The 21,561-nt window shown below is 47.6% G+C and carries 25 protein-coding genes and 1 pseudogene; 15 read left to right on the top strand and 11 right to left on the bottom strand.

Going from position 1 to position 21,561, the window contains the following annotated elements; translation table 11 throughout:
- Nucleotides 1-20 precede the first annotated feature (20 nt).
- From OU793_RS21115 to vopQ, 6 genes are all read left to right on the top strand, one after another.
- Nucleotides 21-449 carry a CesT family type III secretion system chaperone gene (locus OU793_RS21115; RefSeq protein ID WP_017448959.1) on the top strand — a complete coding sequence of 143 codons (429 nt, stop codon included), beginning with the start codon at nucleotides 21-23 and terminating at the stop codon, nucleotides 447-449.
- Nucleotides 450-452: 3 nt separating this feature from the next.
- On the top strand, nucleotides 453-1,616 hold the full coding sequence (gene vopS / locus OU793_RS21110; protein WP_140082979.1) for a T3SS effector adenosine monophosphate-protein transferase VopS: 1,164 nt from the start codon (nucleotides 453-455) through the stop codon (nucleotides 1,614-1,616).
- 242 nt (nucleotides 1,617-1,858) lie between these two features.
- Nucleotides 1,859-2,308 (top strand): type III secretion system chaperone, encoded by a 450-nt coding sequence (locus tag OU793_RS21105; protein ID WP_005464342.1) that lies wholly within the window; start codon nucleotides 1,859-1,861, stop codon nucleotides 2,306-2,308.
- 9 nt (nucleotides 2,309-2,317) lie between these two features.
- The gene (vopR, locus tag OU793_RS21100) at nucleotides 2,318-3,295 is read left to right on the top strand and encodes a type III secretion system effector VopR (RefSeq protein ID WP_025506150.1); all 978 of its coding nucleotides are present in this window, start codon (nucleotides 2,318-2,320) and stop codon (nucleotides 3,293-3,295) included.
- Nucleotides 3,296-3,522: 227 nt separating this feature from the next.
- Nucleotides 3,523-3,981 carry a CesT family type III secretion system chaperone VecA gene (vecA, locus tag OU793_RS21095; protein WP_021486459.1) on the top strand — a complete coding sequence of 153 codons (459 nt, stop codon included), beginning with the start codon at nucleotides 3,523-3,525 and terminating at the stop codon, nucleotides 3,979-3,981.
- Between the two features lie 9 nt (nucleotides 3,982-3,990).
- Entirely contained in the window at nucleotides 3,991-5,469 is a 1,479-nt protein-coding gene (gene vopQ, locus OU793_RS21090) for a type III secretion system effector VopQ (protein ID WP_025638819.1), read from the top strand.
- 72 nt (nucleotides 5,470-5,541) lie between these two features.
- Here vopQ and OU793_RS21085 read toward each other — a convergent pair whose 3' ends face one another.
- The 3 genes from OU793_RS21085 to OU793_RS21075 all read right to left on the bottom strand — a co-directional run bounded on the left by OU793_RS21085 (nucleotide 5,542) and on the right by OU793_RS21075 (nucleotide 8,180).
- Nucleotides 5,542-6,168 carry a hypothetical protein gene (locus tag OU793_RS21085; RefSeq protein ID WP_029861646.1) on the bottom strand — a complete coding sequence of 209 codons (627 nt, stop codon included), beginning with the start codon at nucleotides 6,166-6,168 and terminating at the stop codon, nucleotides 5,542-5,544.
- Nucleotides 6,169-6,255: 87 nt separating this feature from the next.
- Complete coding sequence (locus tag OU793_RS21080; protein ID WP_025592025.1) at nucleotides 6,256-7,194, bottom strand: alpha/beta hydrolase; 939 nt, start codon at nucleotides 7,192-7,194, stop codon at nucleotides 6,256-6,258.
- Nucleotides 7,195-7,265: 71 nt separating this feature from the next.
- Nucleotides 7,266-8,180 carry an alpha/beta hydrolase gene (locus OU793_RS21075; RefSeq protein WP_015296803.1) on the bottom strand — a complete coding sequence of 305 codons (915 nt, stop codon included), beginning with the start codon at nucleotides 8,178-8,180 and terminating at the stop codon, nucleotides 7,266-7,268.
- Between the two features lie 128 nt (nucleotides 8,181-8,308).
- On the opposite strand from OU793_RS21075, the gene OU793_RS21070 reads away from it, so the two are divergent.
- Entirely contained in the window at nucleotides 8,309-9,226 is a 918-nt protein-coding gene (locus OU793_RS21070; protein WP_021823137.1) for a LysR family transcriptional regulator, read from the top strand.
- Between the two features lie 110 nt (nucleotides 9,227-9,336).
- Here the strand turns inward: OU793_RS21070 and vscU are convergent, their stop codons facing one another.
- From vscU to vscN, 8 genes are read right to left on the bottom strand one after another with little or no spacing between them, the layout of a single operon-like run.
- A complete protein-coding gene (vscU, locus tag OU793_RS21065; RefSeq protein WP_017448968.1) occupies nucleotides 9,337-10,392 on the bottom strand; it encodes a SctU family type III secretion system export apparatus subunit VscU in 1,056 nt (351 codons plus the stop codon).
- Between the two features lie 15 nt (nucleotides 10,393-10,407).
- Complete coding sequence (gene vscT / locus OU793_RS21060; RefSeq protein WP_005464642.1) at nucleotides 10,408-11,193, bottom strand: SctT family type III secretion system export apparatus subunit VscT; 786 nt, start codon at nucleotides 11,191-11,193, stop codon at nucleotides 10,408-10,410.
- On the bottom strand, nucleotides 11,190-11,456 hold the full coding sequence (vscS, locus tag OU793_RS21055) for a SctS family type III secretion system export apparatus subunit VscS (protein WP_005464497.1): 267 nt from the start codon (nucleotides 11,454-11,456) through the stop codon (nucleotides 11,190-11,192). Before vscS ends, vscT begins: the two co-directional genes overlap by 4 nt.
- A gap of 13 nt (nucleotides 11,457-11,469) precedes the next feature.
- Nucleotides 11,470-12,120, bottom strand: a complete 651-nt coding sequence (vscR, locus tag OU793_RS21050; RefSeq protein WP_005377232.1) for a SctR family type III secretion system export apparatus subunit VscR — start codon at nucleotides 12,118-12,120, stop codon at nucleotides 11,470-11,472.
- A complete protein-coding gene (vscQ, locus tag OU793_RS21045; RefSeq protein ID WP_078230582.1) occupies nucleotides 12,117-13,103 on the bottom strand; it encodes a SctQ family type III secretion system cytoplasmic ring protein VscQ in 987 nt (328 codons plus the stop codon). Before vscQ ends, vscR begins: the two co-directional genes overlap by 4 nt.
- A complete protein-coding gene (vscP, locus tag OU793_RS21040) occupies nucleotides 13,079-14,419 on the bottom strand; it encodes a type III secretion system needle length determinant VscP (RefSeq protein WP_159404103.1) in 1,341 nt (446 codons plus the stop codon). Before vscP ends, vscQ begins: the two co-directional genes overlap by 25 nt.
- 9 nt (nucleotides 14,420-14,428) lie before the next feature.
- Nucleotides 14,429-14,890 (bottom strand): type III secretion system central stalk protein VscO, encoded by a 462-nt coding sequence (gene vscO, locus OU793_RS21035; RefSeq protein WP_005464592.1) that lies wholly within the window; start codon nucleotides 14,888-14,890, stop codon nucleotides 14,429-14,431.
- A complete protein-coding gene (gene vscN, locus OU793_RS21030; protein ID WP_025540415.1) occupies nucleotides 14,887-16,209 on the bottom strand; it encodes a SctN family type III secretion system ATPase VscN in 1,323 nt (440 codons plus the stop codon). The genes vscO and vscN overlap by 4 nt, the downstream gene beginning before the upstream one ends.
- Before the next feature lie 186 nt (nucleotides 16,210-16,395).
- On the opposite strand from vscN, the gene vopN reads away from it, so the two are divergent.
- The 8 genes and pseudogenes from vopN to vcrG all read left to right on the top strand — a co-directional run bounded on the left by vopN (nucleotide 16,396) and on the right by vcrG (nucleotide 21,509).
- A complete protein-coding gene (vopN, locus tag OU793_RS21025; RefSeq protein ID WP_005464652.1) occupies nucleotides 16,396-17,289 on the top strand; it encodes a SctW family type III secretion system gatekeeper subunit VopN in 894 nt (297 codons plus the stop codon).
- Complete coding sequence (locus OU793_RS21020) at nucleotides 17,270-17,554, top strand: TyeA family type III secretion system gatekeeper subunit (RefSeq protein WP_005464474.1); 285 nt, start codon at nucleotides 17,270-17,272, stop codon at nucleotides 17,552-17,554. Before vopN ends, OU793_RS21020 begins: the two co-directional genes overlap by 20 nt.
- Entirely contained in the window at nucleotides 17,541-17,912 is a 372-nt protein-coding gene (sycN, locus tag OU793_RS21015) for a type III secretion chaperone SycN (protein WP_017448973.1), read from the top strand. The genes OU793_RS21020 and sycN overlap by 14 nt, the downstream gene beginning before the upstream one ends.
- On the top strand, nucleotides 17,912-18,289 hold the full coding sequence (gene vscX, locus OU793_RS21010) for a type III secretion system protein VscX (RefSeq protein ID WP_005500522.1): 378 nt from the start codon (nucleotides 17,912-17,914) through the stop codon (nucleotides 18,287-18,289). Before sycN ends, vscX begins: the two co-directional genes overlap by 1 nt.
- Nucleotides 18,290-18,294: 5 nt before the next feature.
- Nucleotides 18,295-18,639, top strand: a complete 345-nt coding sequence (gene vscY, locus OU793_RS21005; protein WP_159404104.1) for a type III secretion system chaperone VscY — start codon at nucleotides 18,295-18,297, stop codon at nucleotides 18,637-18,639.
- Nucleotides 18,623-20,751, top strand: a pseudogene (vcrD, locus tag OU793_RS21000) (SctV family type III secretion system export apparatus subunit VcrD). Before vscY ends, vcrD begins: the two are co-directional and overlap by 17 nt.
- Nucleotides 20,751-21,164: an LcrR family type III secretion system chaperone VcrR gene (gene vcrR / locus OU793_RS20995; protein WP_024703743.1), complete on the top strand. Its 414-nt coding sequence runs from the start codon at nucleotides 20,751-20,753 to the stop codon at nucleotides 21,162-21,164. The pseudogene vcrD and the gene vcrR overlap by 1 nt, the downstream one beginning before the upstream one ends.
- A gap of 60 nt (nucleotides 21,165-21,224) precedes the next feature.
- Nucleotides 21,225-21,509, top strand: a complete 285-nt coding sequence (vcrG, locus tag OU793_RS20990) for an LcrG family type III secretion system chaperone VcrG (protein WP_005464408.1) — start codon at nucleotides 21,225-21,227, stop codon at nucleotides 21,507-21,509.
- Nucleotides 21,510-21,561 lie beyond the last annotated feature (52 nt).

Below are 21,561 nucleotides of genomic sequence, written 5' to 3'. Positions count from 1 at the left end.
CTATAGGATTATTCATTCAAATGGCTAATGGATTTATTACCGCTTTGATGACGGATTTTGCTCACCGTTGCCAAATAGAACAACTGGTTTTTGATGGCGACGATTGCTGTCATCTTTTGATTGACCAAGACACGGCAATCACTGTTCGTGCTGAGGATGATCGCCTGACGCTCATTGGCTTGATTTCTGGCGACAAACCAGAACATGACGTGATGCTGCAATACATGAAAGCGTCGCTCACTCAAGGCTCACCAGCCGTTTACTGGGACGAGGAAGTCGGTTTTGTTGGCTTTGTTCATCTAAGTCAGCAATGGCTGGATGCAGCGATGTTGGATGAATCTCTCGGCAATTTCATTGAGTGGTTAAAAAGCACGACCAACTCAACAATCAGTGACGAGCCAAGCGCGCCAGTGATGGATGCTAACCAATTCTCTACATTAAGGGTGTAAATCATGATCAGTTTTGGAAGTGTGAGTGCATTGCAAGCGGCGATGCCACAAGCTCGTAATGAGATTCTAAATGAAGGCAAACTCAGCATTGGTGGTAAGGAATATACGATCAATGCTGCTACTCAAGAGTTTACACGCGCAAACCCTACAAGTGGTGCAGTCGCGCGTTTCTTTGAAGCTACTGGGAAATTATTTCGTGAAGGCAGCACGCAGTCTGTGGCAAAAGCGATTACAAAAGCAGTGTTTGACAACGAACAGGGACAAGCTCAGCGTTTGCAAACATCGTCTTCTGTCGAGCATGGTCAGATGTTGTTTAAAGACGCGAACCTCAAAACGCCTTCAGATGTTCTGAATGCGTTTGCGAAGTTGGACAGCAAAATGGTGAAGTCTCACGCCGCTGAGCTGAGCCAACTTGCCGAACGAGCCATGACAGAAGTGATGCTAGAGACGGATTCTGGCAAGAACCTCAAAGCGCTGATTGGTGATGATGCCGTTAAGTCGCTCGCGGTGCGTGTGGTGAAAGATTACGGTGGTGGCGTGGCGGCTGCTCAGAAAAATCCAGAAGTACGCATCAACCAAATGCAAGCTGTCTTTGACATGGAGGTGATGCACCTAAAAGCAGCGCAGCGACATATTGAAGGGTTAGCAAGTACGGATTTAAACCAAGGTGTGTATGCAGAAGGTCTTCCTGAAGACGCTTTCAATAAAGCTGGCGTGGCCAACAATGTTGAACGCGCAGCGGCTTGGATCATCAACGCTTCAAACTCAAAAGGGAACGATGCGGAAAACATCACGTCATTATTGAAAGAGTACGCGACCAACGGTAAAGACTTGCTGAATATGGACAACCTAAAAGAGTTGCACGCTCGTTTGGTACCAAATGTAGAACGCGATTACCGTGGGCCAAATATCTCTGGCGGCACATTACCATCTAGCATTGGTGGGGAAGGCATGTTGAAGCAACACATTGAAGGCTTTTTGAAAGAGAATCCCGTTGCGGACAAAGACCTCGGTAAACATTTATTTGCTGGTGTGATTGGTTATCACGGCTTTACCGATGGCAACGGACGCATGGGGCGCATGCTTTATGCCATCGCTGAACTGCGTAATGACTCGTTCAATCCTCTGGCGATGAATGCCGAAAATAGCCTTCACGGTATCAAATAACTTAGCGCACCAAATAACTCAGTGATTTTCGGTGTTGGTATTTGTATGTTGGTAAGAGCGGCGAGCGCCGCTCTTTTTGTTGCCGCTGTTCATGCGATTCAATCTCATCGACTTTTAAAACGGCCAATAGCAATAAAATTCGGACGTTTAAATAAAGTCCAACTTCAAAGCTCACCCTAAAATGTCCTTCATCGTTATGCGCTTAATTCAATAAGCCGTCATCAAATTTAACAGGACACAACATGGATACCGGAAAGATCAATATTCTTCTCGCAGAGCTAGGGGATTCACTCAACCTTGAGCGTGTTACAGAGTTTGAGCATCAAATGTGGTCACTCTGTTTCAGCGAAGATAACGCTATCGATGTGCAATTTGTGCAAGAGAAGAACGAGGTGCTTGTCTCAAAAAGCCTAGTGGTAGAGAAAGATATTCTCACCGCCGACAAGCTCCAAGTGCTGCTGGAATACAACTTTTTGTATCGCGAAACGGGCGGAGTGCAGTTTTGCATCAACCCAACCACCAAAGACATTTTGCTTCAAATCGCCATCACGGCAGACACCGAGATCAGCCAATTAGCCAACGTGATCAGTCAGTTGAATGAGTTGAGTGACACTTGGGTGCAACTGTTCCAAAACAACACGGTTGTCGATTTTAGCCAACAAACTGGCTCACACCCGTTTATTCAAGTTTAAGGTTTTTACATGGTTAATATCAATACGTCACACATGCAGTCGTTGAGCCAGCTGACGTCACATTTGGCGACACAGAATCAAGCGGACGATAAAGAGATTCGAGCACACAACGGCAAAGACATTTTCGTAAAAGAAGGTGCGCCAAAAAACAAAAGCGTGAGCGCTCGTATTAGCCATCAGAACAAAGCGAAAGACATCGTGGTGAATCTGCTCACCAAGCAGGGCATTCCAAAAGATGTGGCGAAGCAAATGCTACAAAACGTGCTCAATGGCGAAAATAAACTGACGCTCGGCAATTTGAAAAATCTTGAAAGATTGTCGTCTGGCCCAAGTTCGCATTGGCCTACCGCACAAACTGACACCTCGTCTTCCAAAACCAGCAAAGCCTCATCCAGCGTGGCGCTGATCAACGGGCACAAAGACAACCTTCAAAAGCTGGGGGATTTTGCATGCACAGACTTAAATACGTTTGGTCAAAAAGGGTCGCAGTTTTATGAAACAAAAGGCGCGCCAAGGTTAAAAGCTCTTTACGCGAACCAAGCACGTATCGCGCAAGATCAAAGAGCGACCATGTCTGCCAGCGCAGTTCAAGCTGCCGCTCAAAGAGGCAATGCTCCGCAGCTAAGTACATTACAGAACATTGCTAAGTATGTACAAAATGCCAAGGCAGGTTGCTGTACCACATTTGCTTTCGCTGCCGCTGCTGAAATGATTCAAGGCATGTCGGGCACACCAGAAAACCAGCCAAAAGTAGAAGTTGTGGCGTTTAAAAAAGGCCATTCTGGCACGCATCTTTATGTATTGGTGGGGAGACAAGAAGGCAGCGACATTAAAGACCCATCGACATGGAATAAAGACGTAAAAATCGTCGACCCTTGGGCGGCGTCAGCGTTTGGTGCGACCATGTTCGGTGATGCCCAACGCCCGCCAGTATCGAACATGTTCCCACCAACAGAAGTGATTTTCGATAGCCACAAACTCGGTTAATCGAGGTTTGTACGTTGATTTAACATCGAACATGAAAATCGAACCCGTAAGAAAAGAGCAGCTGAGTGTTGCTCTTTTTTTATTTATAAACCAAATAGTTAAGTTGAGGTTGTATCTGAGGTCATTGTCACAAAGAAACGGTGAAAGTGACAAAAATAAAACCATTAGCGACATCGTCAAAATAGGAATCGGTGTTCAATAGAGTGACGGAAACAAGAGGAAAGATTATGAACACGATTCAACCACTGCTCGATGAGTTTTGTCGTTTAAATGAATTACCACCGCTCATTTTAGAAGATGGAAATCGTTGTCAGCTTCTCGTTGATGATCGATTCGTGCTGTACTTCACCGCCACAGAAGATGACGCCTTAATGCTCTCTGTTGCGTTTGGCGGCTTAGAAAAATCGGGAGAGTTGCGCATAAGAGGCTTAGAGCTATTAGCCCGCGCAAATTACCAAAGAGTAGGCAGCGGCAACTTGGCGTTATCGCTCGCCCCGAATGGTCGACAACTTGTCTTAGCGGGTCGCCAACCTACCGAGCATCTTAACTCAGCCAACTTGACAGTTTGGTTCCACGAAATCATCGAACAGACCGAACTTTGGCAAGCGCGTTTTGCCATGTTGGATCAAGATCTTTCAGCCACTTCAAATCATGAACAAAGTCATGTTCAACCACTGCGTGTGTAGGAGGGAGTTATGGTGAATACAACGCAAAAAATCAGTCAAAGCCCAGTACCCGATTTGGAACAGTTTCGTGCCATTGCCGCGCAAAAAGATGACCGAGTAATCAGCAAAAGAGGCGAAGTCAAAGAGCCATCTACGTTCCATAAAGGCCACAAGTTTGCTTCGGTTAGCGAAGGCGTATTAAGAAAAAAATACACCAAGTTCTTCCAAGAAAACATCAAAACGCACCTCGACTTGAAGCAGGCACTGCTTAAGGAAGAAAAACCAGAAACCGCGCTTTTGGCTTATTCATTAGTCAGTCCGTCAGGCTACCGAGGAGAACCATTAACCGAGCGAAAAATCTTGGAAGTGGTGAGCCTACTTGATGAAGTAAAAGTCGACGGTGACACCTATCAGCAGCTCAAAAATACGTTTGATTCGATCAGCAAAGATCCGCGTATGCAAGTCAGTTTGGAAAACCAGTATCCTGGGAAAATGGACGGTTTCGGCGCGCAGTTGTTGGAAATGGGAAAAGAGAAGCTGAAAGGCTCGGGTGTTAACGCTGCCATCAATTTGGCGTTACCCGGCGTAGGCTTGCTCGTCGCCACAGGGCGTGAACTTCATAAAGCGTCCGTCAATGGCGATGCCGAAGCGTATCATCATCAACTCGAACAAATCTCGCAATTGCCGGGAAGAGATCAGCGCTTATCGATGCCAATGCAACAAACGTTAGCCATTGGTCACGCGATGTTGTCGGCTGAGGGTGCAGTTGGTGCCACACTTGGCATGGCGACAGGTGGTTTGGGTACGTTTGGTGTAAGCTCTGTGGCGACGGCAGGGGTTACGCCGATAGCAAAAGAAGCTATTGGAACTGCTTTAGCCACTGGCATTATCAGCGGCGGGGGCTTTGTTGCTGGCCAAGCTGGGGCGTATGGCTTAAATAACGAAGTGCAAGACCAACTCAAACAAGGGCCAATGTCTGGTGTGCTGCCACGTTTGGAAATTTCAAACGTGAAGGGCGATTTCACTTTTAGCATGCAAGAGCCGGCGGCAGTTCGCGCACTGATGGCGTATCTTGGTCCTAAAGAAGATACATCAATGAGCTCACCTCAAGCGCCAAAAGAAGCGCAAGAGATGGAAGCCGCACGTTTAACACTCAAGCAAATGCTTGGCTCAAGCCCGAATGAACACCTCGTTCCAGATGTCGATTCACTGCTTAAACTGAGCGATGAAGACATGCCAAGTCAGACGGAATCTACGGCGAACGGTGCATTTAAAAAGCTGTTAAGTGAAGATTGGGATTGGCTGATGCCTGCTGTCCGAGCAATGGATAAAGGTGAAGCGAACAAAATCAACGAGAAGTTGACGTACAAGCTGCCTTTGGACGCGGCAAACGGACGTGTGTATCTCGATAAGAGCCCGAACCTAAGTGACGCCCAGCTTGATGCATTAGATAAACTCGGCTCACCAAGCCAGTTACGACTAATGTACTTAGCCGAAGGCTGGATTTAAAAGAAAAGGGAGCATTCGCTCCCTTTTTTCCTATTATATCGCCGCTTAAACAGTGCCATGTTTAACGTGAACTCATTGATTGGGGTTGAGATAGTCAAACGCGGCTAACATTTCGTCCGTAGATAATTGGTCTCCCATTCTTCCTCGTTTTACATATTGATGCTCGAAGCTTGTTGCGCCTTTGGCTCGAACTAATGCAGCAAATTCGTCAATAAAGTGTTGTTCAAATTTACTATTGAACGAGTTAAACAATATGACCCGTTTGTTGGTTAAATCGTTGTCTTTCACAAATTGCCAAATAGGTGGGGCTGGACTGTATAACCAAATAGGAGAGCCGAGATAAACCGTATCGTAAGAGGAGAGGTCGATATGCTGTGGGACGATCTCTGCAACATTACTTCTGGCATCTTTCAACGCACTTATCCATCCTGGAATGCCGAGCGCGTAGCTTTTGGCAAAAATTTCATAAACATGCCCATTTGTTTTATTGGCAATATGTTCGGATAGAGTGGCGGTATTTCCTGAGCGAGAGAAAACGACGATTGCGGTTTTAGACTCATCGGTTAACGAGCGCTGCAGATGTTGCTGCTTTTGTTTGTGCTTGCGGTATTGTGAGTTTTCGATTTGAGTAACGACGAGAGCAACCACCATCAAAAATACGAACAATATAAATAGAACGATGAGCGTCCATCGAAACATAGTCACTGACCTATGGCTATTAACTGAGAAATAGGAATAACAGAGAAGAAAGAGTGCGACCGGTTTGGTGGCACTCTTGATTTCAGATTACTTCAAATGCTTATCCAAGAAGGGCGCGACTTTCTCCATTGCCATGCCAACTGCTTGAGGATGGTCATACAACTCATAGTGAGACCAGTTTTCTAGATCAACTAGTTGGCGATCCTTTGATACGACAGCTCGACCATAAACCTCCTGACCATCACGATAAGCGCCAAACGCTCCCACTTTTTGACCAATCACGGTCATCACTGGTTGAGTTAATAAGGTTTCAGTGAAGGCAAAAGCATCCCAACTTAGGGTTTTCTGAGCATGAGAAAACAACATGCGCGTGGCTCCGCCTTCAGTCTGTCCGCGAGGCGTTTTATAGTAGTCAGTAGCCTCAAACACATCGCGCTCAGTTAAGCCATTTTCTTTGGCAAACTCTAGGCTTGGTGGAAGAAGTTCGTTGACTTGTAATTCTCCGCCGCGAGCTTCAGCGGTACGCTGTGCCGCCATTGCTTCCAGCGTGCCATTTGGGTCGTACAAGCTGAATCCTTCACGGAATAAGCGTCCCACATTGACTGGCGTAATGCCAACTACCGCTTTCAAACGTTTTTCTGTTAAAGCGGCACTGATGACATAAGCCCCGCCACCGCAAATTCCCAAGCCACCAATTCGAGTTTCATCGACATACGGCAGGGTTACTGCGTAGTCGATAACGCGACTGATGTCTTCAACGCGTTGGCTTGGGTCTTCAACATAACGAGGTAACCCTCCAGATTCACCTTGAAAGCTCGCATCAAAGGCGATCACCACGTAACCAAGTTCAGCTAATGCTTTTCCGTATACCGCGCTTGACGTTTGCTCTTTGCAACTGCCAAATGGGTGAACGCTTATCATGGTTGGGTAGCGTTTGGATTCATCAAAACCTTTAGGTAGCAGAATAAGTGCCGCTATATCCCAAGCCATATCTGCGTTTCTAAATGTTACTTTTTGAGTGTTCATATCTTTGTTCCTAGTTTCAAATTTGGCTCGAGATCGCAGAGCCAAACTATCTGGTATCTCAAATCAATCTGTTAAAGCGTACGTTGGAAAAACGGCGCTAGAGCGCCAATCGCTTCTGCGATAGGGTTTTCACCATCATAAAGATCCATGTGATTTGCGCCGTCAACGACATACATGTGTTTATCCGTACTCGCCGCTCGTTCCATTAGGTCATCGCTCATCCATTTACTGCCAGCCTCGCTACCGACAACGGTCAGCAATGGCTGAGTCAAGAACGCTTCTGCTTTGAAAAACGCATCGTAAGTGATGATTTGATTCAAACTACGTGCGGTTGCAAAGCCCGGCGCTGTGCAATATGCCGCGCGATCGGTGTGGTAATACTCCCACGCTTGGCGTAACTCTTCGTTTGGCGCGTCTTCTTCTTTTAACGGTGCCATTGGGATTGTGACAAATTCAGCACCGCTCGCGTCTGAAGTTCTGGCGAGTGATCCCGCCTCGATGTAAGGGATGGCGTCGCTGTCTTTTACACTGTTATCCCAACCATTACGGAACATTTGACCGATATTAACCATGCTGACGGTACCGACAGCCTTAATGCGGCGGTCATTAATCGCTGCGTTCGCGGTGTAACCAGCACCTGCACAAATCCCCATTGCACCAATGCGTTCGTTATCTACGTAGTCAAGAGTGGTGAGATAATCGATAACGGCACTTACATCTTCGGTACGAATGTGAGGGTTTTCTAGTTGGCGAGGCTCACCTGTACTTTCGCCCTGAAACGATGCGTCGAATGCGATAGTCACGAAGCCATGTTCTGATAGTTTTTTCGCGTAGGTTCCCGCTGTCTGCTCTTTAACGCCGCCACCAGGATGAGAAACTACAATGGCAGGATACGGTTTAGATTCATCAAAGTTTTCAGGAACGTTAATCACCGCTGCAATAGAGATACCCAGACCATTTAGATTTTTGAAAGTAACTTTAGACATAACGAAATTCTCCTGTAGCGTTTCACTGTTTTGTCTCGTGGGGCGTAAGCCTTGAGTTAATACTAGTGAACGAACTGTATTAGATAAATATCGTTTTACACACATGACTGTTAAGTTATACTTAACAAATGGCTATTGAACCTTCCCTAATATCTTCACTAACGTGGTTTGCGCATGTAGCGCGCCATCGTAGTTTTACGAAAGCCGCCTCCGAAATGGGAGTGACGCGGGCTGCATTGTCGCAGCATGTGAAAGGGCTAGAAAAACAACTTCAAGTCAGGCTGCTAAATCGCACGACACGAAACATGTCTCTGACCGAAGAAGGGCAGCGTTTGCTCGACACCCTTCATCCTTCATTGAGCAATATTGAGCAAGCCCTAAATTCGCTGAATGATTTACATATCGAGCCCGCGGGGCTCATTCGTATTAGCGTGTCTAGAACAGCCGCTCGGCTTCTTATCGAGCCGCACTTGGGGGAGTTTTTATCTCGTTATCCGAAAATACGTTTAGAGCTGATCATGGATGACGGTCTGACAAATATTGTTGCGGAAGGGATGGATGCAGGAATACGTTTAGGTGTTAGCTTGGATGAGCACATGGTCGCGATTCCAATCACTCCAAATCTGACAAACGCGATAGTCGGTTCTCCAGATTACTTCAAGCGATACGGCAAACCTGAAACGCCGAATGACTTAGAGCATCACAACTGCCTCGCGTACCGTTTTACCTCAAGTGGCACACTCGACCATTGGTCACTCACGTCTCCTGATGTTGATAAACATACGGTGATATTTGAACCGAAAGGCAATGCGGTGTTCAACGACGATTACAGCATGTTGCAAGCTGCTATTCAGGGTGTGGGACTTATCAAGCACATTGATTTATGGGTATTGAAGTATCTTGAAGAAGGGAAACTGGAGCGCGTTTTTGTTGATTGGTGTAAACCGTTTCCGGGCTTTTATCTCTATATCCCTTCACGTGAAAACATGCCCAAGAAAATCCGCGTCCTTATGGATTTTCTGATTGAAAAGCGCGCTGAGCTTTAGGTTTACAAGTAAATCATACGTGCTTTCTGCAGACGTATCCGTGCTAGAAATGTTAAATCAACCTGAGTTTTATTGAGGACAAAGCAACGTACTTTGCCCTTTGAATAAAACTATCTTTGAGTACCATCAGATTCCAATGACGCCAGCCAACGGAGCACTTCTGCCGTGGCTTCAATTAATTCGCTTGGGATGTATTGGTCAACGTTGCCGTCGGCATAAAGCGCACGCGCCAATGGCACTTTTTGCATTACTGGCACGCCTTCTTCTCGTGCAATTGCAATCATGCGTTTAGCCATCGCATCGGTTTCCATCAGAGTGATCACAGGTAAAGGTGTTTCGCCTTTTTTGTAGTACAGACCAACCGCGATATGAGTTGGATTCGTTACTAATACGTTGGAGCGCTTAACGTTTTCGCGTTGATTAGAAGCTTGAAGTTCTTGATGAAGCTGACGGCGTTTACTTTTGATTTCCGGGCTGCCTTCCATCTCTTTGTATTCACGTTTCACTTCGTCCTTGCTCATTTTGAGCTTCTTCGTGTGGTCAAACTTTTGGTAGGCAAAATCAGCCGCAGCTATCACAACAAAACCAACCGATGAAATGATCATCAATTGTTTAATCATAACTCCCGTCACCGCAGGGACACATTCCAATCCACAAGTTGGAATTTGCATCAAGGTGTTGATGTTGCCCCGCAACGTAACCCAAATGATGCAGGAAAGCAGAGACACCTTGAGTATTGACTTGATGAACTCAATGACGCTTTTTAGTGAGAAGATGCGCTTTGCGCCCTCGACAGGGTTGATTTTCTTAATGTCGGGCTTGATGGACTCGCCACTAAAAAGAAAACCAAACTGTCCCATGTTAGAAAAAATCGCGATAAGCGCGGCGACCAAAATAATTGGAGCAAGGAGGTAGGCCATCTCTTTGGCGATAGCGATGGCAACATCGATCAATGCGTCTTGAAAGCCTTGATATGCGAGCTCGCTTGGCAGCAAAAGCAGGGCAGAGATGTGCGACATGTAGTAATCGGCAAAGGCGAACAGTACGGCGATGAGAGCCAGAATTAACGCCGAAGAGACGATCTCTTGGCTCTTCGCGACTTGTCCTTTTTTTCGGGCGTCGCGGAGCTTTTTGGCGGTGGGTTGTTCGGTTTTTTCACCACTCATAGAACATCCTAACCTTTATTTCCAAATCGTGTTGAGCTGATCGCCAAAGCGAGTGATGCCATAAAATAGTGCTTCAAAGTGATCCATCATTAATCCGAGATAGACGATCAATAACACACTCGCGATGGCACTTTTGATGGGCATCGCCAAGAAGAAAACGTTGAGTTGCGGCGCAAAGCGGCTGATCAGCGCAAGGCCAAATTCGGCTAAGAACATCGCGAGCACAAGTGGCGCCGACATTAAGACTCCAAGCCACATTAACTGTTGAAACTGATCATAGAAAAAGCTTACCCACGCGTCCGTGACCATCGGAAAAAAGCCGAGTATTGGCCAAGTGGTGTAGCTTTTAAACAGAGCGTAGATAAATGCAACAAAGCCACCGCCAGAGAAGAACAAGGTGATCAACGTTTGGGTGAGTAACACCGCCGTAGGGGTGGATTGAGAACCCAGCGTTGGGTTGAACATGCTTGCCATCGCCGCACCGCGTTGGTTATCCACCAAAAAGCCAGTGGCTTCAATCGCCCAAAAAGGAATGGCTGCGACAAAGCCAATCAGCATACCCAGCAAGACTTCTTTGCCTAGAATCACAATCAACCAAAGGCCGTCAGTTTCGGCGGGCAATGCTTGCTCGTTTACGACGGGAAAAATAAACAAAGCAAGTGAGCAAAGTACGCCGTTACGGATCATTGCGCCGCCAAGCATCTGTTTACTCAAAATAGGCAGAAAGATAAAGCACGCCATGAGCCTTGGTAGCGTTAAGCTATAAAGAAACAAAGCTTGGTGTAAATCGTCGTAACTCATCGTATTTGTGGAATTTTATCCAGAGCGAGTGAGGCAAAAGCGTGCAGCTCTGCACCTAGCCACTGCGTTGTGATGAACAGGGTGATGATCACGGCAATGAGCTTCACGACAAACCCTAACGTTTGCTCTTGTACCTGAGTCAGTGCTTGGATCAGCGACACTAAGGTGCCGACTAATGCTGCGACCAAAATTGGTGGCAGCGACAAGAACAGAACCAAAGTGAGTGCTTGCGTTGTGAAATGGATGATTTCTGCAGGATTCATTCTCTCTCCTTCATCAACCGTAACTCAGCACTAAGCCGTGCGTGAGTTTTGTCCAGCCATCAAGCAAAACGAAAAGCAGTAACTTGAAGGGCAGAGAAATGGTCATCGGTGACACCATCATCATCCCCATTGCGAGCAGAATATTGGAAACAATCAAATCGATAGCGATAAACGGCAAGTAGAGTAGGAAGCCGATTTCAAAAGCCCGCGTTAACTCGCTGACCGTAAATGCAGGCAGCAACAGCAATAAGCTGTCGGATTCCAAACGGTCCACGTATTTTTGTGGCCACAGCGTGCGTGCTGCGTCGGTAAAAAATATCGCTTCGGTTTCACGAATGTGCTTTTTCAAAAACTCGCGATACGGCTGTAAACCACTTTCAATCAGGCCCTCAACGCTGGCTGAGTCTTCCAAAGAAATGTCGTGCTGTTTTACGTAATCGTACGTTTCAAAGCCAACCGGTGCCATGATGAAAATCGACAAAATGATCGCCAAGCCATACAGCGCCATATTCGGCGGAATCTGTTGTACGCCAAGCGCATTTCGCAGCAGCGAAAACACGACCGCGAGTTTCACAAATGAGGTCGCCATCATGGCGATAAACGGGATCAATGCCAGCAGCGCAAGGCTGACAATGAGGTTTAGCTCATCAGGTAACTGAATCATGCCGGCTCCTGAGTGCCGCCGAATAATTCAAGCACACGTACACCTAAATGATCGTTGACGTTTACCAGTTCACATTCACCAATGATTTTACCATTCGCGCGCAGTGTCACGGGCTTAGATACCGGTTGGTTGAGCTCGAAAACGTACCCCGGTTGCAGTTGGTTGAGTTGCTCCAGCGTGACGGTTTGGTGGCCGATGTCGAACGTGAGTTCCACAGGCAGTTGCTGGTGGTCTGTGAGTGTTTCGGATGTGTTTACGTCATTCATATTGGTTTCTTTCTCAATGATGTAGAGGGTGTTGTCTTCAAGCTGGCAACGCCACAGATTCTTATTGGATACCTGAAAAATCGCTTGTTGCTGGGCGATGTAGCATTGGTCAAAAAAGATCACGTCTCCAAGCTCTAACGAATGGAATTGATTTAAGTTCAGGTGCGTTTTGCCAAGGCTTAGCCAGACAGGAAGGGCAATATGCTGAGTCAGTTGCGACGAGCATGGCGGCAGTGCATCAACTAAAACGCTTTGACCTTCACTTACCCACAAACAAAGTGATGCGCTCGGTTTGTTTAGCGTCAGCATTAAGGTATTGCGCTGCGTTTCGCTTTGTTCCAGCGGTTGTAATTTGCTGAGGATAGGTAACTGACCAAATAGTCGTTTGAACGCGTCAGCATGAGGCTCAATCTGCGTACTGAGCAGAGCTAACTGCAACGAGTTTGGGAGAGATTCAAACGCTGTCGCATTCAAAGTCAAGTGAAGCCATTGCTGCAGTTGCGCGGAACAAAAATCGACTTGAATGGTTTGTCCACCAACCAGAGTGGTCAAGCGGTAGCCAGAAAATTCCGGTTTTTGCGATGCGGTTATTGAGATGCTGTGCTCGTCACGTCCTTGAAAGTGGCATTGTTTAGCGCAGAGCTGATTGGTCAGCGCAATGCTCTCGGCATCGACTGTTGGGATGGTTAATTTCATTGATCCGCCTCGGGTTGCCATTCTTCATAAACGCTACGTTGTTGGCGTGATTGTTGTTGATCTTGCTGTGTGTGACCGTGTTGCGACGTCTGCTCGCTGATTGAGACGCGCAACGGCTGTTCAAAGCCCATGCGGTTTAAACGTTCTGCCAGATCTTGCCTTGCTTGTTGATTGATGATGGAAAGCGCATGCTCTTGTCGAATCGTCACGCTATAACCTTGCGAATCTAACTTGATGTGGATTTCGCCACCTTTGAGTTGGCCCTCGCTTAGAAACAATCGTACTTCTTTCTCATTCGATGCCGTTGGTAGGGCAACGTACACTTTATCCACCAATTGCTGAATCAGTTGGCTGACTTCACGAGTTGGTTGAGTAGGTTGTGGAGTCGAGATGCCTTTCAAAATCACATCGCCTTGAGTAATCGGTGTCGTGACTGGTTGATGCGTCGGCTTGTCATTGCTTTTTTCTGAATCCAGCATGGCTTTATCTAGCAATGTGCGCTCAGCCTTGCTCGCTTTGGGATGTTCATCATTCGGGAGTGGTGTTTTCAAATTGCGCGAATTAAAGCCAAGTGATGAGTCACCCTCATGCTTGTTTACTTCAGTTTTAGTTGCAGTTTTGTGCACAGTTGAAGTGACAGGATGAGAGGCGAGTGACGCAGAAGTCGCAGACGCAACGGTTGTTGATGCTAATGTCGACGCTAAAGTGTCGGATACCGTTTCAATTGTGTCCGGCTTCGTTCCCGCAGTAGGAATGTGCTTAGTATCTTTCGGCGACTGTGTCGACTCGTGTAACTCTGCTGTTTTAGCAGCCGCGAGTTCGGTTTTAGAATCATCATGATCTTCGACTAAGCGTTCAAATGCGTCTTGCTCGTCAGCGTTTTTCTCACGCTTATTCGAAGGCTCCATTGGTAGTTTCTTATCACCGGTAGTAGGAATTCGAATGTCAGATTTCATGTGTGCGTCCATATCGCTTGGCGTTTTGTCTTGGGTATTCATAGCGATAGGTGACGACGTATCTGATTCGTTGTTTTTATTTTCTGTGACGGCGCCACCACTTTGAGCAAAAGCAGATTTTTCAGCAGTCTTACTCTGGTTGCTACCTGTCGAATGCAGTGACGTAAGAGAGCGCTCTGAGTAATTTTCAGTAAACGGTTTTTTAGCTTCTAAAGCCGCTTGATTGTTAGTTTCATTTGGCTGTGGTTTGGTTTGGTCTGGGTTTTCCTTGAGCGCACGCTCAAAACGCGATTGAAGCATGGCATGATCGTCAATCGGCATTGGAGATTGTGGTGAATGAGGCTGCGTACTTGGGGTATCCGTACTTGGTTTAATGCGCATGATGAACCTTTAGATAATATCGACAGTGCGAAACTCTTCTTGCTCGAGTTCTTCTTGGTACTGTTGTTGGCGCGATTGTTCCGCGATTTCTTGTTGTTGCAACTGAACGAATTTTTCTTTGGTTTTATGGGCTTGAAGGGCCTCTTGTTGTTTTTGTTTTAGCAGAGTGCGCTCTTGTTCTAACGTCACTTTTACTTCTGCTACGCGCTGCTTGAGCTCGGCTTCCCGTTCTCTAAGTAGGGCGATTTCTTGTCTTAGCGTTTCCAGCTCTTTAAGAAGCACGGTTTGCTGTTTGGCTTTCGCGAAGCGGCGTTCTTCCTCTTCCTGACGCCAAACGTGATAGTCCGCTACCGAGCGTTCTGCTTTTTGCAGCTCTGCCGCCACGTTGGCAACTCGGTATTCTTGGCGTTGAACGGCTTTATCGGCGCGGTCTGCACGAATTTTCTTAATTTCTAATAATCGTTCGATCATTGACCTGCGATGCCTTTCAGTTGAGCGATAGCACCTTCAAGGTCGCTTGGCTCATGGGTACCTTGACGTAAAAAGGCGCGAATATCGTCACTTTGCGCGATTGCCAGATCGGCACGCGGGTCAGCGCCATGTTGGTACTCGCCGATTTTGATAAGCAGCTCGACTTCTTCATATTTCGCCAACATTTCACGCAGATGCGCGGCAGATGCTTGATGATTCGGCTCGACAATTTGGTTCATTACTCGGCTTGCAGAGCGGAGCACATCGATGGCCGGGTAGTGGTTCATCGCCGCCAATTTCCGCGAAAGGATAATGTGTCCATCCAGAATGGATCGCGTTTCATCTGCGACAGGCTCGGTCATGTCGTCACCTTCGACCAATACGGTGTAAAGGGCAGTGATAGAGCCTTTGTCCGATTGGCCTGCGCGCTCCATTAGTTTTGGCAGTGCGGCAAAAACAGAAGGCGGATAACCGCGTCGAGTTGGTGGTTCACCAGCGGCAAGGCCAATTTCACGTTGGGCACGAGCAAAACGCGTGACGGAGTCCATCAGCAGCAAAACGCGCTTGCCTTGGTCTCGGAAATATTCGGCGATTGAAGTCGCAACGAACGCCGCTTTTGCGCGCTCCATGGCTGGTCTGTCGGATGTCGCAACGACCAGTACTGAACGCGCCATACCGTCTTCGCCCAAGTCGTGTTCGATGAACTCTCGCACTTCTCGCCCACGTTCGCCAATCAGAGCCAGAACGGTTACGTCCACGTCCGCAGAGCGAATCAGCTTCGCCAGCAAGGTACTTTTACCGCCACCAGCCGCAGCGAAAATGCCCATACGTTGGCCTTCACCACAAGTGAGCAAACCATCTATGGAGCGAACGCCAAGAGAAATTGGTTTTTCGATCAATTTACGCTGCATCGGTGGCGGGGCATCACGATAAACGGGATACCAAGCACTTGGCTCTTGGCTTTGTGCACCATCGAAAGGGCGGCCCAGTCCGTCGAGGATTTTACCCAGCAAGTGATCGCCAACACCGACTTCGTGCATTTTCCCCATCGGGCTCACCTCGGTATTGGATGAAATGCCAAACATGTTGCCAAGTGGGGTAAGCAGCGCGTGATGTTGTTGAAAGCCGACGACTTCAGCCAGCAACGATAAGGTTTGGTCGGGATTGCGCAGCTCACACAACTCTCCAACGCGTACGCCCGGCACCACAGCCTTGATGATGGTGCCGGTTACTTGTGTAACGCGTCCGCGAATTTGGATCAAACGCGTTTGTTTGATCGCAGATTGCTGAATATCGGTGATGTATGAGAAATCGTTCAATGTAAAAAATATGCGCAATGATTGATGCTGGGAGAATAGAAAGGATGGGGTGGTATTTATAGTGAATATTGGTCGGGAGTTTTTAGAAAACTGAAAACGCCCTAAAAAAACACGTCTGATTTTGACAGCCTGATAAAAACGCACTTCATATAATTCGCTTGTATTGTACGAAAGGAGTGCAAGTGAATGAGCATTATCAATAGTCAGATAGCAACCAACACCAAGTTTGATGCATCGGTCCGAAATGGATTGGAATCGTCTCGTGCGGACAGTGCCGTAAAAGGCAGTTATCGAGGTGAGACAGTGCGCGTGCACAACGCCACTCAATCGCTTTTTGACGCGATGGAAGAGCTCACATCACTTGGCTCCGAAAAAGCAGAAAAAGATCTCACCAAACGCAAAATAAAAGACGGTGGCGTTCGCGTTAACGAAGCACACGAGCTGGTTTCTGATTACCTCAGAAAGGTGCCTGATCTAGAGAAAAACCAAAAAATCAAAGATCTCGCGGCCAAAATGGCGGGTGGCAACATTTCGACCATCGCTCAGCTTCAAGCGTATTTGAACGGGTTTTCGGAAGAGAAAAGCCACCAATACTTAGCTCTAAAAGCGGTGAAGAAATACTTATCGGCCAATCCGGAAAGCAAACACTTATTGGCGCTGATTGACCAAGCGATCTTGAAAATCGAGCAGAACCCGGATTCTTGGTCGCAGATCGACACTGAAATCCGTGTTTCTCATTTCGCTGATGAGTTTAGCAAAGAGCAAGAGTTCAGCTCTCTTCATCAATTGCGCGGCTTTTACCGCGATACGGTGCACAGCTATCAAGGGCTTGGCTCAGCATATCAGGATGTTGTCGAGCGTTTCGGTGAGCAAGAAGTCTCTACTGCGGTGGACTTCATGCTGCAAGGCATGAGCGCCGACCTTAGCGTTCAAGGCAGCAACATTGACTCCGTCAAATTGCAGCTGCTGATGTCCGATATGCAAAAACTCAAAACGTTGAACACCTTGCAAGACCAGGTAGGGCGGCTATTTCAAATGTTCAAACCAGAAAGGATGAGTCATGGCTTATCAGGCTTCTGATTTGATGGCAGACGTAATTGCTCTGGTCGAGCAACGTTGGGTCAGCAGTGAAGAGATTTGGAAGATCGCAACATCAATGGAGTTGGTGGCAATAGAACAGAAAATCGATTTTTTTCGAGAGCTGCACAAGTTGATACGACACATTCCCGTTGATGTATTTGCTGACGACGAACAGAGACAAAACCTAATACAAGCCGCACAAAAGGCGCTAGACGAAGCCATTGATTTAGAAGAAGAGGAAGCGTGGGACGATGAGTTGGATTGATGCATCAGTCGATGAGTTTTGCCGAGGAATGGGTTTAGATGCGGTGGATTTTTCTGCCGCAGGGCGTGTGCAGCTGAGCTTTGAGCAAAGCGGCACATTGCACATAGAAAAACATCATGATCGACTATTCCTTATGTTGGCGCGTGCGTTGTCGTGGCATCAGTCGAGCGAGCGTATTCAGCATGCGCTGCGTTTGTGCCATGCCGAACAGGGTTGGCCATTTGAAATGAAAACCGGTTTGCTCGACGACGAAACCTTGGTGTTTTCCGCCAAAATTGAAGGCGATGAAGTGACGCTGCCGACACTCGAACAAGCGTTCGCTCTTTTAGTGCGTCTTCACGATGAAGTGGCAAGTTGATGACCCGAGTTAGTACGTTAAATGTCGGCATTGAAGCCTTTACTCACGTTTCCCATGGTGAAGTCGAAACGGATTTCCCCAAACGATTTCAGTTACTGCCGGATGGGCAAGCCGTCGCGACTCATTTGGAAAAACTGTATGACCTAAGACCGTCCGATCAATATTTGTTGGCGTTAGCGAAGCCAAAACTGAACCATTGTGAACTGCTTCGTCCAGAAAAGTACCGTCAGCAATTCGACAACACTTTAGCTCGCGTTCAGCAACTCGCACAGGAATCAGGCTCCGCGAACCTTGCTAAAGCCGCCGAAACGCTACAAAGCACACAACTGGACCAGCGTTACCTCACCATGGCGCTCAATCTTCTTATTCAGGTTTAACCCACATGCTAAGCACCAAAGATATTGAACTGCTGCTGGTTCACGCTGCGCTTCAAGTTCAATACCAACAACCCGATCAAGCCATCGCGTTACTAGACGCCGTGTTAGAACTCGAACCAGAACGCGAAGATGCGTTACACACGCTTGCGGTCGCGTGTTTGCAAACAGGCCGTTACACCCGTGCTGTTGCGGTATGTGAAGGCTTACTGAAGTCGCAATCGCAGTCTGTGCAAGCGGCGGGAATTTGGTTTTGCTTGAGCCAAGCGCGCTGGAAACAAAATGACGTCGAGGGCGCACGCCAAGCGCATCGACGCTACCTGCAATCTTTACATAGTGAATCTCATGAATAAGTTGATCGATATTCTAAACAAGGTAGGACAACGCAAAGACATCATGCTCGCAGTGATGTTGCTGGCGATCGTCTTTATGATGATTTTGCCTTTGCCAACTGCACTAGTGGATGTGCTGATCGGCGCAAACATGAGTATTGCTGTCGTGCTGCTGATGTTGGCGATTTACATCACCACGCCACTGGAGTTTTCGGCGTTTCCGGCAGTATTGCTGATAACGACGCTATTTCGTTTGTCGCTGTCTATCACCACGACACGCTTGATCCTGCTTCAAGGCGATGCGGGTCAAATCGTTTACACCTTTGGTAACTTCGTCGTTGGCGGCAACCTTGTCGTTGGTATCGTGGTCTTCCTGATCATCACTATTGTACAGTTTATGGTGATCACTAAAGGTTCGGAGCGTGTTGCTGAAGTTAGTGCTAGATTCTCTCTTGACGCCATGCCGGGCAAACAGATGAGTATCGACGGTGATATGCGCGCTGGAGTTATCGATGTTCACGAGGCACGTCATCGCCGTTCTCTGATCGAGAAAGAGAGTCAAATGTACGGCTCGATGGACGGTGCAATGAAGTTCGTAAAAGGCGACTCCATTGCGGGCTTGGTGATCATCATCGTGAACATCTTGGGTGGCGTCACCATTGGCGTCACGCAAAAAGGCATGAGCGCGTTAGAGGCGCTTGAGCTGTTTGCGATTTTGACCGTAGGTGATGGCTTGGTATCGCAGATTCCTGCGCTATTTATCGCGATCACCGCTGGTATTATCGTTACGCGTGTTTCCCACGAAGACTCGGCCGACTTGGGCTCCGACATTGGTGGGCAAGTCACGGCTCAGCCTCGTGCACTGTTGATTGGTGGTGTGCTGCTGGTCTTGTTCGCTCTGATTCCTGGCTTTCCGAAAATTACATTCCTAGTGCTGGCTTTGGTGGTCGGTGGCGGCGGGGTTTTTACCTCTTCTATCAACAGAAAAAACAAACCAAATCAGAAAGCAGCGATCTGCCGAGCTTTGTCGCGCAGGGAGCGGGTTCTCCTGCCGCAAAACCCAATAAACCAACGCCGTCTCGTGGTAGCAAAGGCAAATTGGGCGAGCAAGAAGAATTCGCGATGACAGTGCCACTGCTTATCGATCTGGATTCTAGCTTACAAGAAAGCCTAGAAGCCGTCGCACTGAACGACGAACTTGCCAGAGTAAGACGCGCGTTGTATCTCGATCTTGGTGTACCGTTTCCGGGAATTCACTTGCGTTTTAACGATGGGATGAAAAACGGCGAATACTTGATTCAGTTGCAAGAAGTGCCCGTTGCACGTGGTCGCATTGAGAAAGACAAATTGCTGGTCACAGAAGGAAGCGACCAGATTGAATTGCTTGGTGTGCCTTTTGAGCAAGATGACGACTTCCTCCCGGGAGTCTCGAGTCTTTGGGTCGCACAAAGCTATCAAGAGAAGTTGACTGCGAGCCATGTCGGCTTCCTTACACCAGACCGCATTTTGACGTTCCATCTATCACACGTATTGAAAGAGTACGCGCAAGATTTTATTGGGATTCAAGAAACTCGCTACCTACTTGAGCAAATGGAAGGCAGTTATTCTGAGTTGGTGAAAGAGGCGCAGCGCATCGTCCCGCTACAAAAAATGACGGAGATTTTGCAACGTTTGGTATCTGAGGACATTTCGATTCGTAACCTTCGTGTCATTTTGGAGGCCATGGTCGAGTGGGGACAAAAGGAAAAAGATGTTGTTCAGTTGACGGAATACATTCGTTCAAGCTTAAAGCGTTACATCTGTTACAAGTACGCGAGCGGTCAGAACATGCTGCCAGCGTACCTTCTGGACCAGAGCCTCGAAGACACGATTCGCAGCGGTATTCGACAAACCTCGGCGGGCAGCTACTTAGCGCTTGATCCTTCGGTTACGCAGCAATTTGTTAGCGACGTAAAACAGACTGTAGGCGATTTAAGCCGTATGCCGAACAAGCCTGTTCTGGTGGTTTCTATGGATGTGCGTCGTTATGTCCGAAAGCTGATTGAATCCGAATATTACGATTTGCCCGTTCTGTCGTTCCAAGAGCTTACTCAGCAGATCAACATTCAGCCACTTGGACGGGTAGGGATGTAATGAACGCAGCACTTGTACAATCGTTTGAACAAACGGGGATCGAAGTGACGCCGTACTTTTGGCAAAAAAGTGCGATTCAACTTGGTTATCGCATTGAAGTTGATGGCATGGAGCTGGTATTTCGTGTCGAACAAGGGGAAATCATTATTGTACTCCTCAAACGTGTGAGTCCGAATTTGGGGTTAAGTAACCCCTTTTCTTGCCTATTTCTTTTGGCTGAGCACGCCATCCCTCTTTTTCCTTCTGATTGGGTTATCCGCGGTAACGTTGATGTGTTGCGTGGTAGCAACATGAGTAGCCAACGCTTGGCTCAATTCTACTTACGCGCCTGTGGCGCTAGCCACGATCAACAAGCCGACTGGTATTTTTTACGGCTTGCAGACTATCGCCCACTGAAAAAGAGAAAAATGTAAAAACTCTCGACTGTTACTGACAGCGCCAATGAGAAGACACGCTTTAAGATAGGAATCAATATGAAGCAACCCTTTACCCAAGCTATTGAAAATGCAGAGTTAGCCATTCGAAATGCGGATGAAAGAAATGACATTTTTAGTGAGCTATTAGAAGGACTCGGTGTTGGCCCCGTAGCCGGCGAAGTTCTGCTTGGCGGTTTAAACGCCTCGCCGAAGTTAATGCAACACGCCGAGCAAGAACTCATCGAAGAAGTTCAGCGCCGCAGGCAGCAACAGCATCAGTTGCAAGGCGTGCAGGGTAAAAGACGAAAGCGACCAACCATGATGCGCGGTATGGTGATCTAGAGGTTTGGATATGACGAATATGACAACAACGGGCTCAGCAACCGGAGCGGCA

The sequence above is a fragment of the Vibrio sp. VP6 genome (assembly GCF_028823755.1).
GTDB lineage: Bacteria > Pseudomonadota > Gammaproteobacteria > Enterobacterales > Vibrionaceae > Vibrio > Vibrio parahaemolyticus.
This window is presented reverse-complemented; position numbering and strand designations above follow the sequence as displayed.

Bases quoted from the DNA above. Each gene is read 5' to 3' on its own strand.
- sycN (WP_017448973.1), top strand. From the start codon at position 17,541: ATGAGTTGGATTGATGCATCAGTCGATGAGTTTTGCCGAGGAATGGGT.
- vopN (WP_005464652.1), top strand. From the start codon at position 16,396: ATGAGCATTATCAATAGTCAGATAGCAACCAACACCAAGTTTGATGCA.
- OU793_RS21080 (WP_025592025.1), bottom strand. From the start codon at position 7,194: ATGAACACTCAAAAAGTAACATTTAGAAACGCAGATATGGCTTGGGAT.
- vscS (WP_005464497.1), bottom strand. From the start codon at position 11,456: ATGAATCCTGCAGAAATCATCCATTTCACAACGCAAGCACTCACTTTG.
- OU793_RS21105 (WP_005464342.1), top strand. From the start codon at position 1,859: ATGGATACCGGAAAGATCAATATTCTTCTCGCAGAGCTAGGGGATTCA.
- OU793_RS21020 (WP_005464474.1), top strand. From the start codon at position 17,270: ATGGCTTATCAGGCTTCTGATTTGATGGCAGACGTAATTGCTCTGGTC.
- OU793_RS21085 (WP_029861646.1), bottom strand. From the start codon at position 6,168: ATGTTTCGATGGACGCTCATCGTTCTATTTATATTGTTCGTATTTTTG.
- vcrR (WP_024703743.1), top strand. From the start codon at position 20,751: ATGAACGCAGCACTTGTACAATCGTTTGAACAAACGGGGATCGAAGTG.
- vcrG (WP_005464408.1), top strand. From the start codon at position 21,225: ATGAAGCAACCCTTTACCCAAGCTATTGAAAATGCAGAGTTAGCCATT.
- vscO (WP_005464592.1), bottom strand. From the start codon at position 14,890: ATGATCGAACGATTATTAGAAATTAAGAAAATTCGTGCAGACCGCGCC.
- OU793_RS21075 (WP_015296803.1), bottom strand. From the start codon at position 8,180: ATGTCTAAAGTTACTTTCAAAAATCTAAATGGTCTGGGTATCTCTATT.
- vscX (WP_005500522.1), top strand. From the start codon at position 17,912: ATGACCCGAGTTAGTACGTTAAATGTCGGCATTGAAGCCTTTACTCAC.
- vecA (WP_021486459.1), top strand. From the start codon at position 3,523: ATGAACACGATTCAACCACTGCTCGATGAGTTTTGTCGTTTAAATGAA.
- OU793_RS21115 (WP_017448959.1), top strand. From the start codon at position 21: ATGGCTAATGGATTTATTACCGCTTTGATGACGGATTTTGCTCACCGT.
- vscP (WP_159404103.1), bottom strand. From the start codon at position 14,419: ATGCGCATTAAACCAAGTACGGATACCCCAAGTACGCAGCCTCATTCA.
- vscT (WP_005464642.1), bottom strand. From the start codon at position 11,193: ATGAGTTACGACGATTTACACCAAGCTTTGTTTCTTTATAGCTTAACG.
- vscY (WP_159404104.1), top strand. From the start codon at position 18,295: ATGCTAAGCACCAAAGATATTGAACTGCTGCTGGTTCACGCTGCGCTT.
- OU793_RS21070 (WP_021823137.1), top strand. From the start codon at position 8,309: ATGGCTATTGAACCTTCCCTAATATCTTCACTAACGTGGTTTGCGCAT.
- vopS (WP_140082979.1), top strand. From the start codon at position 453: ATGATCAGTTTTGGAAGTGTGAGTGCATTGCAAGCGGCGATGCCACAA.
- vopQ (WP_025638819.1), top strand. From the start codon at position 3,991: ATGGTGAATACAACGCAAAAAATCAGTCAAAGCCCAGTACCCGATTTG.
- vscU (WP_017448968.1), bottom strand. From the start codon at position 10,392: ATGAGTGGTGAAAAAACCGAACAACCCACCGCCAAAAAGCTCCGCGAC.
- vscQ (WP_078230582.1), bottom strand. From the start codon at position 13,103: ATGGCAACCCGAGGCGGATCAATGAAATTAACCATCCCAACAGTCGAT.
- vscR (WP_005377232.1), bottom strand. From the start codon at position 12,120: ATGATTCAGTTACCTGATGAGCTAAACCTCATTGTCAGCCTTGCGCTG.
- vopR (WP_025506150.1), top strand. From the start codon at position 2,318: ATGGTTAATATCAATACGTCACACATGCAGTCGTTGAGCCAGCTGACG.